The organism is Azospirillum mesophilum (genome assembly GCF_053470405.2).
This window is the reverse complement of record NZ_JBPXMQ020000028.1, coordinates 71811-80133: the sequence shown is the minus strand read 5'-3', so window position 1 is coordinate 80133 and position 8323 is coordinate 71811. Positions and strand designations below refer to the sequence as shown.

The window sequence follows — 8323 nt, the reverse complement described above, 5'->3', positions numbered from 1 at the left end:
GCGTCAGCCGGCGCGAGAGTGCGACGTAATGCACCTCCTCGCTGGTCCGGCCGCTGGTGCCGGTGCGCCGGCACACGATGCGGCCAACCGCCTTCAAGCCCGGTAAGGCGGCGGGGCGGGCCAGGGAGGTGGCCGGGATCACGCTGGCTTGGCGCCATTCGCGGCGGCCATGCCCACGCTCCTCGCAGGTGTAGGACGGCACCGCCGCGCTGGCCCGGGTGAAGGCCTGCTCGGCCGCGGCGTGCAGCGGCCCGTTGTTGGCCTTCAGGGCCAGCGCGTCGTCGGCCTTGGCCGCCAGCACCGCTTCGGCCATCTTGGGATGGCAATGCAGGGCGTCGCCGTCACCGTGCAGCCCTTGAGCACCAAGCCGCGCAGCACCTCCAGCGTCGCCGCTACCTCGTTGCCACCCGGCGCCCAGGCCTGCGCCAGGGTCATCCGCGTCTGGCTGTCCCAAACGCTGACCATCAGCGGCGGCAGGCACGCCCGGCCCTTGTCGTAGGCGCGCCGCAGGCTCTTGCCGTCCACCGCCACCACCCCGGCCGGTGCCGCAGGCCCGAGTTCCTGGCGCACCCGCGCCATGCAGGCGGCAAAGGCGCGCTCCAACTCTCCGGGATCGAGCAGGCAGAACACCCGGCTGAAGGTGTCGTGGCTCGGCACGCCGTGCGGCAGATCGACGATCTCCCGCAACGCGTCTTCGCGCGCTTCCGCAAACTCGGCGATCTGGACACACGATTTCGCCCCGCACAGCGTCGCCGCCAAGACCAAAAACAGAATCGCGCCGAGATCGTGCTGCGCATTCGGGTCGCGCGGATCGCGAACCTCTCAGAAAATCTCGAGGAAGGACTGCATGGCGCATCTCCTGAAGCAAAAGGCCTCTTCGGCGTCTTCCTTCAGGTCAACAGGCGCAGATCGCTTTACTCAGATGCGATACCCCTGATGTCGAAGGGGGGCCCTTTCCTCATGTCGTCCAGGGGGGAGACTCTCACCTCGCCTGACAGCGTGCCCGTCAGCGGTCCATTGGACATCAGACGCCCAACGGACGGCTGACCGACAACAGCCTGTCCCATCCGATCGCCCTGGTGTTCGATCGTGGTTTCTCCGAGGCTCTGGTAAAGGGCCACAAGGCGGTCGAGCAGCATCTGCGGGACGTGTTTCGTGCCCGGTTGCAGGAACAAGCCCGCTATCTGGAATGGCTGTCCGACCCCACCAATCGGGAAACTGTTCTCCATGATTGAATTGGAGTTCCTTGCCAACTCTCTGGCCGACCACGCCGAATTCGTCGCCCGGCGCTGTCCGGACCCCGCCGCGCTGGACGTGGACCGCGAGTCTCACGGCATGCTGAGCAAAAGCCTGTGGGTCGAGGCGACCGTGGGCGGCGGGGAGGCGGCTGATCCATCGGTTGTGGCGGAGCGGGAACTGCCCGAGCATTCCCTGGCGCTCGCCATCGTCTACCACCGGGTGCTGATCGGCTCGCTCGGGGCCGATCCGGAGCTTGGTGCGGTGGAGGGGGTTTTGCGCCGCCATCTCAATCAGGCGGCCATCGATTGGTCCTGGCTCGGCCGGGCAGGCGACGATCTGCTGTTGATTCGGGTGGGGCCGCCGGGCAGCGACACGGACGATGACTGGAAACACGCCCGCGAGGTGGTCGAGCGCAACGAGCGCGTCTGCCGGGTGCTGGTCTGGCTGCCGCCAGCGCCGGAGCTTGGCGGTCTCTGGCAAAAATCTCTGGACTCCGTGATGGACCGGACCTTCCTGGTGCAGCCCCTGGCCGCCCGACGCGAAGGTTGGGGATGAGGATGAAAATCGAGACGATGTGATGATCAGCGCCCCGCTCGACCCCTGGGCGCGCCTGACGGCGGAACTGGCGGACGAGGGCGAAGAGTTCAACGAGGCAGCGGCTCGGCGCTGGATCGAAATCCTCTCCACCTCCACGGCCGTCGACGATCTTCCGGAACAGTTGGTTGCCGCGCCGGAGGCCGCGCCATGAAGGATCGCATCCATCTGAGCGAGGTGCGCCTCGACAATTTCCGCAGCTTCGGACCGGGCTGCCCCAGTCCCTTGCAGGCGGGGCCGAGCGTGCTGGTGGTGGCCGGCCCCACCGGGCTCGGCAAGACGACGCTGATCGAAGGCATCGAATGGGCCTTGACCGGCCGGATCCGCCGATTCAGCCAGGACAAGCGCGAGGTCGACCGTGCTCTGACCCGCCGAGGTGCGGACTCCGGCAGCCACGCCGTGACGCTGACCTTCAGCGACAGGAAAACCATCACCCGCGGGCCGCAGTCCACGCCCGCCCTGTCGGATGTGCTGGAGGTGCTGCGCGATCCCGCTTGGCCGCATGAGATTGAGACGCTCGTCCCCTATCTCGGCCTGACCCATGTGCTCAGCCAGTCGTCGACTTTGCGGCTCACATCCCGCGATCCGCAGGAACGGTGGAGGGACCTCAGCGAACTGACCGGAGCGCCGGGCATCGAAAAAATGATCGAACGCTTGGGGCCGAATACCAAGGCGCTTTTGATGAGAGGCGCCAACAAACAGGCCGAAGCACGAGAGGAGTTCAAGGAAAAGCGCGACAGGTTGGTGGCACTGCTGGGGCAGGCGCGCGAGCACGACGCGCTGCTGTCCACCGACTCCGCACATACCGCCGAGCAGGTGCTGGACGACGCGAAGCTGGCGCTGGCCGAAGCCGAAGCGGCGCGCGTGGCCGCCGCCGAAAGCGTCGCGAACAAGGCGGCTCACCTCAGCGCCCTGATCAAGAATTTGCACGAGGGCGACACGGAATGCCCCCTGTGTCTCGCCGTCCACAAGGACGGCGACCTGTTCGACCGTGCCCACCGAGCGCTGGAGCGGCAGGATCCGAGTCTTACGGCGGCGACAGCGCGCGTTGCGGAGGCCGGTGCTCGGGCAAAAGCGTGCCTTGACGCGATCACCGCGTACGGTCCGCTCCGCCAAGCCGCCGCCGATGCCTTTCAGCCGTATTTGGACCGTGTCAGTCGGCGGCCGATACTAAGGCCGATACGCTCCGACACCGACCCGAAATTGGTGGGCGGCCGTTGGATGGGCTGGCCGAATGGCTCGATGACCGGGTGGCCGCCGTTGGAACGGAGGTGGCGCGGTTGCAGGAGGTCCGGCGCGCGCTCGACCCAGACGAGACGCTGACGGACCGGAGGCAGCGGGCAGCGCAAACGGTGATGAGCGCGGCGGAGGCGCTTGCAGCTGCCGAGAAGGAGCATGCGGACGCCAAGGCGCGGCTCGACCCTGTATCTCGGCGAAGGACAAGCCGGCGTCAAGGCGCTCAGCTTCCTTTTCGCCGCCAGCACGGCCCACCCCTGGTCGCGCTGGCGCGCCCTGCTGCTGGACGATCCGTTGCAGTACAACGACCTCGTCCACAAGGCGGCGTTCCTCGATATGCTGCGCCCGCAGGTCCGGGCCGGGTCCTGCCAAGTGGTCCCGTCGACCCACGACCTGGAGGAGGCGCGCCTCATCGAACGCAAATGCCGCAACGCCGGGATCGCATTCAATCTATGCCGTTTGCAGCCCTTGGAAGAGACGGCGTTTCCTATTTGATCGAATGAAAAGCGAACTTTAATATCCGCAAACTCTCAGCCGTCATTGGTGTGACCTGACCGAAAGGCTGTAATTGGCTACGTTTTTCCAAGCTGCTCCCGAAACCGCTTTGGCCGCTTGGAATCGCCCTTATTGCATTTTTCTGGTGGGTGTGCGGCAAGGTCGCCGCGCAGGTCCAGCGCTCTCGGCCCGCGGCGAGCGGCCGGACCGCACATCCGGCGGCGCGGCGCCACCATCATGAGTGCGTCATTCCTCCTGCATGGCGCGCAGGAAGGCAAGCAGAGCGGCTCTCTGGGCGCCCGTCAGCCGGTTGATCCGGTCGGCCAACTCATCGGCCGGCGGGGGCGTGGCTGAGGTCTCGGCGCCGGCCCGTTCCGATCCGGAAGCGTCCGGTCCGGCCCCGGCCTCACCATCCCCGGCGATCAGCCAGTCCGGATCGACGTGGAAGGCATGGGCGTAGAGTTTGGCGCGGATGGCCGTCAGCGCCCTTTCCCCGCTTTCATCCAACGGGTAGTCGGGCCAGCCGAAGGCTTCGGCGGCCTCTTTGGCACTGCCGTACCCGGCGCGCTCGCGGGCGCGCAGGAGGCGTTGGGCGGCGGAGGCATCGGCTTGTGACGGCATTTCGGGATTTTGCCAAAGGCCGGGTGCGCGCACAAACCCGCGAAAGAGTTATCGGCGCCATGCTTGACCGGGGCTCGACCGGATCCACATGGCACAGCGCAGGCGGAGGACTTCAGCATGCGCGCGATGGTCATCACACGGTTCGGCGGTCCGGATGTGTTCGAGCGTCAGGAGCGGGCGCGCCCGGTTCCCGGACCCGGCGAAGTCCTCGTGCGGGTCGTCGCGTCCGGGACCAACCCGGTCGACGCCAAAATCCGCCAAGCCGGGACCTGGGCGCAGATCCCGTTTCCGGCCGTGCTGGGCTATGACGTTTCCGGCGTCGTGGAGGAGCTGGGACCGGGCGTGACCGGCTTCAGCGTCGGGGACGAGGTGTTCTACACGCCGGAGATCTTCGGAAACCCGAACGGCAGCTACGCCGAATACACCGTGGCGTCCGCCGGCATCCTCGCGCGCAAGCCCGCGAACCTCAGCCACATCGAGGCGGCCGGCATCCCGCTGGCGGGCGGCACGGCGTGGGAAGCGATCGTCCGGCGCCTGAACGTCAGGCCGGGCGAGACGGTGCTGATCCACGGCGGCGCCGGCGGTGTCGGCTCCTTCGCCATCCAGTTCGCCAAAGCCGCGGGCGCCCGCGTGATCGCCACATCCAGCGCGGCCAACCACGCGGCCCTGCGCGAGCTTGGTGCGGACGTCGCCATCGACTACCGCGACGCCGACGCGGCGGACCGGATCACCCGCGAGACCGCCGGGCACGGCGTCGACGCCGCCTTCGACACGGCCGGCGGCAACGTGCCCATGAGCACCCAGGTGACGCGGCCCTTCGGCCGGATCGCCACGATCCTTCCGCCGACCGGCGACCTGAGCGCCCTCTACACCAAGAACCAGACGCTGTTCGGCACCTTCCTGACGCGCGAGGGTGCCCGGCTTCGCGAGATGGCGCCGCTGTTCGAGCGCGGGCAGGCCCGGGTCGTGGTGGACGCCGTCCTGGGGCTGGAGGATGTGGCCAAGGCCCATGAGCGGCTCGATTCCGGCCATGGGCGCGGCAAGATCATTCTTCAGGTCGCGCAATAGCCCCACACGGCGGTATTCCGGCGCCGGAGAGAGGTCAACATGCACTGGTCGATCCCCATCGGCACCGTCAAGGGAACGGTGATCCGCATCCACGTCACGTTCCTGCTGTTCCTGCTGTGGATCGGCGCGGCCCATCACGCGCAGGGCGGGTGGCCGGCGGCCATGGAAGGGGTCGTCTTCATCGCGCTGCTGTTCCTGTGCGTCCTGCTCCATGAGCTGGGCCATGTGTTCGCCGCCCGGCGCTACGGCATCCGAACGCCGGACATCACGCTGCTGCCCATCGGCGGCGTGGCGCGTCTGGAGCGCCTGCCTGAAAAGCCGTCGCAGGAGTTGGTCGTCGCGCTGGCGGGGCCGGCCGTCAATCTGGTGATCGCGGGCCTGCTGTACGTGGTGCTCGGCGGCTTTCTGCCGGCGGGGAGCACGGAGGTGCAGAACGCCGGCGTCGGTGTCCTGGCCCGCCTGGCCTCGGTGAACCTGTTCCTGGCGCTGTTCAACCTGCTCCCGGCCTTTCCCATGGACGGCGGGCGCGTGCTGCGGGCGGCGCTCGCCCACCGGATGGGCTATGGCCGGGGCACGCAGGTCGCCGCCTCCATCGGGCAGGTCGTGGCCTTCGGGCTGGGGCTGCTGGGCCTGTTCGGCAATCCGCTGCTGCTCTTCATCGCGCTGTTCGTCTATCTGGGCGCCGCGTCGGAATCGCATGCGGTGCAAATTCGCGAGGTGTCGCGCGGCATGGCCGTCGCGGACGCCATGGTCACGCGCTTCGAAAGCCTGTCGCCGTCCAGCGTTCTGGAGGACGCCGTGCGGTGCCTGATCCACACCACGCAGCACGAGTTCCCGGTGGTGGACGGCTCCGGCCGGCTGAGGGGCGTGCTGACGCGCGACGAGATGATCCGCGCCCTGCGGGACCGGGGGCCGAACGCGCCCGTGCTGGACGTGATGCGGTCGGACATCCCGGTGCTCCACCAGGGCCAAAGCCTGGAGGAGGCACTGCGCGTCATGCAGGAGCAGCGCCTGCCGGCGGTCGGCGTCAACGACAACGACGGGCATCTGGTCGGCCTCGTGACGCCGGAAAACGTCGGCGAGATGATGATGGTTCAGGCGGCCAAGGCGTCGGCGCGGCGCTGACGCCCGTTCCGGCGGGTTCCTCTTCCTGGCTGCCGCTCCTCTCCCGGGTCCCCTCCTTTGAGATGTGCCGGGCGGCTTCGTGGTGAACCCGCACCCACTCTGCGGCCGGGACGCGCGCGGGACGGCGGGCTATGATGAGAACCTGATCCTTAGACGCGGATGCCGGCGCGCGGCCGGAGGTGCTATGCGTCCGAACCTTCTCATCGTCGACGATGATGAATTGGCAGCCGTCACGCTCCGGGACGTCGCCCTTGAGTTCGGCTTCCGGGAGGCCGAGATTGCCAGGGGGGCGCAAGAGGCGCTCGACCGTCTCGACAGCCTACGCCCGGACGCGATGACCCTGGACATCAATCTGCACGGACGAAAGTCGTACGAGGTCGCCGCGCGCGCCGTCAGGCTCGGCATTCCCTTCGTGTTCCTGTCGGGATACGACCGGAACGACATTCCCCTGGAATATTTGAAGATTCCCGTCCTGGAGAAGCCCTGTGGCGGGGAGGCGCTCCGCCGCGTGCTGTCCGAACTGGCCCATCCGCTGGACGGCCCGGGCCTCACCCTGCCGCGCGCCTGACTCCGGAGTGCCTGTTGCCGGGCCGCCTATTGGATGATCGGTTGGGGGATCAGTTCGGAGTTCTTGAAGGCGTGGGCCGCTATGTTCCGGCAGCCGTGGGCTCTCATGTCGTCGAACATGCGCAGGACCTCCGGCTTGGACAGCGCCTTGACGGCCGCCTCCGGCGTGCCGAGGCGGATCAGGACCATGGTGTTGGGCGAGGCGGGCAGGATGTTCCATTGCGCCGAGAACTCGGCAAACCCTTCCAGCCGGACCAGCTCCGCGATCCAGCTCTTGGATCGGACCCGATACCCGCTGGCGTCGAGGTCCGCGGGGCGGTCAAAGAAGATGATCAGAAGAGCCATGCCCAACTCATACAGGTCTTGCCGCTTTTCCAATGAACTGGGGCCAATGAATTGGGACTGCTCTTTGTGGGCGGCGAGCGTTCGGCGGACGTTTCCCATGCCGCTTCCGGCGTCCGCTCCCCGTCCATTCATCCCGGCATCACGCCGTCGTGGTTGCCGGACGGTAACCGGTCCGGGTTTCGGCGGCCCGCTGCATCGACCGGTGGGCCTCGTCGGGGTCCACCAGCACGGTGGTCTTGAAGGCGGACACGCCGTTCCTGGATGCGACCATCAGCAGGAAGGCGGTGCAGCTTTCGGTGTCGGGAAACTCGGCCATCAGGACGCCGTCATATTCGCCGTAGGCGAAATGCAGCGAATGCAGACGGCCGCCGAAGGCTTCGACGCCCTGGCGAACGATGTCGGTTCGGTTCTCCGGCTTCTGGACCAGGGCTTTGAAGTTTTCGGGTCCAAACCGGAACTGGATCATGAATTTCATCATGGCGGCACCCTCCCTTTGCCACCCGTGGAACTCTAATGGAGCGAAAGCGAAGGCGCGGTGAATTAAACGGAGAAGCGCGAACTATGGCGGATGTTGTCTTTCCCGTTATTTGAACGGGGGAAGGCGGCGAGGCCGGCCGCATTTTGGAGTGATGGGCGCTTGATGGGGCCTCGCCGTCGGGGTTGAGATCGTGGCCGGGGAGGAAACGTTCCTGACCTACCCTTTGGTGCAGGAACCGGCACCGCGCTTGCGCGGTTGCTAAGGCGGTCAACAGGATGGAGGCCTCGCCATGGGTATCATCGCCTGGATCGTCCTCGGCCTGATCGCCGGGTTCATTGCCTCGAAGATCGTGAACAAGACCGGTGAAGGGGTGGTGCTGGACATCGTGCTTGGCATCATTGGCGCGGTCGTCGGCGGGTTCATCATGAACACGCTGGGGGGTGCCGGGGTGACCGGCTTCAATCTCTGGAGCCTGCTCGTCGCGGTCATCGGCGCGGTCGTGGTGCTGTGGATCTACCACGCCGTCGCCGGACGCCGGACCGCCGTCTGACGCCG

14 protein-coding genes and 1 pseudogene are annotated in these 8323 nt (G+C 67.2%); 10 read left to right on the top strand and 5 right to left on the bottom strand.

Annotation, left to right across the window (positions count from 1 at the left end):
- Together ACSVC7_RS23190 and ACSVC7_RS23185 are read right to left on the bottom strand one after the other, a co-directional pair.
- Nucleotides 1-313, bottom strand: a pseudogene (locus tag ACSVC7_RS23190) (hypothetical protein); the annotation flags it as partial.
- Entirely contained in the window at nucleotides 265-765 is a 501-nt protein-coding gene (locus ACSVC7_RS23185; RefSeq protein ID WP_483508700.1) for an ISAs1 family transposase, read from the bottom strand. The gene ACSVC7_RS23185 and the pseudogene ACSVC7_RS23190, both read right to left, overlap by 49 nt.
- On the opposite strand from ACSVC7_RS23185, the gene ACSVC7_RS23180 reads away from it, so the two are divergent.
- From ACSVC7_RS23180 to ACSVC7_RS23155, 6 genes are all read left to right on the top strand, one after another.
- The gene (locus ACSVC7_RS23180; protein ID WP_483508702.1) at nucleotides 661-1047 is read left to right on the top strand and encodes a hypothetical protein; all 387 of its coding nucleotides are present in this window, start codon (nucleotides 661-663) and stop codon (nucleotides 1045-1047) included. The two genes, ACSVC7_RS23185 and ACSVC7_RS23180, sit on opposite strands and share 105 nt — an antisense overlap.
- A 32-nt stretch (nucleotides 1048-1079) precedes the next feature.
- Complete coding sequence (locus tag ACSVC7_RS23175; RefSeq protein WP_448207188.1) at nucleotides 1080-1235, top strand: hypothetical protein; 156 nt, start codon at nucleotides 1080-1082, stop codon at nucleotides 1233-1235.
- Nucleotides 1228-1794, top strand: coding sequence for a hypothetical protein (locus tag ACSVC7_RS23170; protein ID WP_448207187.1), 567 nt, complete (start codon nucleotides 1228-1230; stop codon nucleotides 1792-1794). The genes ACSVC7_RS23175 and ACSVC7_RS23170 overlap by 8 nt, the downstream gene beginning before the upstream one ends.
- Before the next feature lie 22 nt (nucleotides 1795-1816).
- Nucleotides 1817-1987, top strand: a complete 171-nt coding sequence (locus tag ACSVC7_RS23165) for a hypothetical protein (RefSeq protein WP_448207186.1) — start codon at nucleotides 1817-1819, stop codon at nucleotides 1985-1987.
- Entirely contained in the window at nucleotides 1984-3156 is a 1173-nt protein-coding gene (locus ACSVC7_RS23160) for an AAA family ATPase (RefSeq protein WP_448207185.1), read from the top strand. The genes ACSVC7_RS23165 and ACSVC7_RS23160 overlap by 4 nt, the downstream gene beginning before the upstream one ends.
- Before the next feature lie 72 nt (nucleotides 3157-3228).
- Complete coding sequence (locus ACSVC7_RS23155; protein ID WP_448207184.1) at nucleotides 3229-3564, top strand: hypothetical protein; 336 nt, start codon at nucleotides 3229-3231, stop codon at nucleotides 3562-3564.
- A 246-nt stretch (nucleotides 3565-3810) separates the two neighbouring features.
- Here the strand turns inward: ACSVC7_RS23155 and ACSVC7_RS23150 are convergent, their stop codons facing one another.
- Nucleotides 3811-4185 carry a hypothetical protein gene (locus ACSVC7_RS23150; RefSeq protein WP_448207183.1) on the bottom strand — a complete coding sequence of 125 codons (375 nt, stop codon included), beginning with the start codon at nucleotides 4183-4185 and terminating at the stop codon, nucleotides 3811-3813.
- A 117-nt stretch (nucleotides 4186-4302) separates the two neighbouring features.
- Here ACSVC7_RS23150 and ACSVC7_RS23145 point away from each other — a divergent pair, with 117 nt between their 5' ends.
- From ACSVC7_RS23145 to ACSVC7_RS23135, 3 genes are all read left to right on the top strand, one after another.
- Nucleotides 4303-5253, top strand: a complete 951-nt coding sequence (locus ACSVC7_RS23145; RefSeq protein WP_448207182.1) for a zinc-dependent alcohol dehydrogenase family protein — start codon at nucleotides 4303-4305, stop codon at nucleotides 5251-5253.
- A 39-nt stretch (nucleotides 5254-5292) separates the two neighbouring features.
- On the top strand, nucleotides 5293-6378 hold the full coding sequence (locus tag ACSVC7_RS23140; protein WP_448207181.1) for a site-2 protease family protein: 1086 nt from the start codon (nucleotides 5293-5295) through the stop codon (nucleotides 6376-6378).
- A gap of 184 nt (nucleotides 6379-6562) precedes the next feature.
- Nucleotides 6563-6946 (top strand): response regulator, encoded by a 384-nt coding sequence (locus tag ACSVC7_RS23135; protein WP_448207180.1) that lies wholly within the window; start codon nucleotides 6563-6565, stop codon nucleotides 6944-6946.
- 26 nt (nucleotides 6947-6972) lie between these two features.
- Here ACSVC7_RS23135 and ACSVC7_RS23130 read toward each other — a convergent pair whose 3' ends face one another.
- The gene (locus tag ACSVC7_RS23130; RefSeq protein WP_448207179.1) at nucleotides 6973-7290 is read right to left on the bottom strand and encodes a hypothetical protein; all 318 of its coding nucleotides are present in this window, start codon (nucleotides 7288-7290) and stop codon (nucleotides 6973-6975) included.
- A gap of 139 nt (nucleotides 7291-7429) precedes the next feature.
- The gene (locus ACSVC7_RS23125) at nucleotides 7430-7768 is read right to left on the bottom strand and encodes a GYD domain-containing protein (protein ID WP_448207178.1); all 339 of its coding nucleotides are present in this window, start codon (nucleotides 7766-7768) and stop codon (nucleotides 7430-7432) included.
- Between the two features lie 289 nt (nucleotides 7769-8057).
- On the opposite strand from ACSVC7_RS23125, the gene ACSVC7_RS23120 reads away from it, so the two are divergent.
- Complete coding sequence (locus ACSVC7_RS23120; protein WP_448207177.1) at nucleotides 8058-8318, top strand: GlsB/YeaQ/YmgE family stress response membrane protein; 261 nt, start codon at nucleotides 8058-8060, stop codon at nucleotides 8316-8318.
- Nucleotides 8319-8323: the final 5 nt, after the last annotated feature.

Bases quoted from the DNA above. Each gene is read 5' to 3' on its own strand.
- ACSVC7_RS23125 (WP_448207178.1), bottom strand. From the start codon at position 7,768: ATGATGAAATTCATGATCCAGTTCCGGTTTGGACCCGAAAACTTCAAA.
- ACSVC7_RS23170 (WP_448207187.1), top strand. From the start codon at position 1,228: ATGATTGAATTGGAGTTCCTTGCCAACTCTCTGGCCGACCACGCCGAA.
- ACSVC7_RS23140 (WP_448207181.1), top strand. From the start codon at position 5,293: ATGCACTGGTCGATCCCCATCGGCACCGTCAAGGGAACGGTGATCCGC.
- ACSVC7_RS23135 (WP_448207180.1), top strand. From the start codon at position 6,563: ATGCGTCCGAACCTTCTCATCGTCGACGATGATGAATTGGCAGCCGTC.
- ACSVC7_RS23145 (WP_448207182.1), top strand. From the start codon at position 4,303: ATGCGCGCGATGGTCATCACACGGTTCGGCGGTCCGGATGTGTTCGAG.
- ACSVC7_RS23150 (WP_448207183.1), bottom strand. From the start codon at position 4,185: ATGCCGTCACAAGCCGATGCCTCCGCCGCCCAACGCCTCCTGCGCGCC.
- ACSVC7_RS23120 (WP_448207177.1), top strand. From the start codon at position 8,058: ATGGGTATCATCGCCTGGATCGTCCTCGGCCTGATCGCCGGGTTCATT.
- ACSVC7_RS23160 (WP_448207185.1), top strand. From the start codon at position 1,984: ATGAAGGATCGCATCCATCTGAGCGAGGTGCGCCTCGACAATTTCCGC.
- ACSVC7_RS23130 (WP_448207179.1), bottom strand. From the start codon at position 7,290: ATGGCTCTTCTGATCATCTTCTTTGACCGCCCCGCGGACCTCGACGCC.
- ACSVC7_RS23165 (WP_448207186.1), top strand. From the start codon at position 1,817: ATGATCAGCGCCCCGCTCGACCCCTGGGCGCGCCTGACGGCGGAACTG.
- ACSVC7_RS23155 (WP_448207184.1), top strand. From the start codon at position 3,229: ATGCGGACGCCAAGGCGCGGCTCGACCCTGTATCTCGGCGAAGGACAA.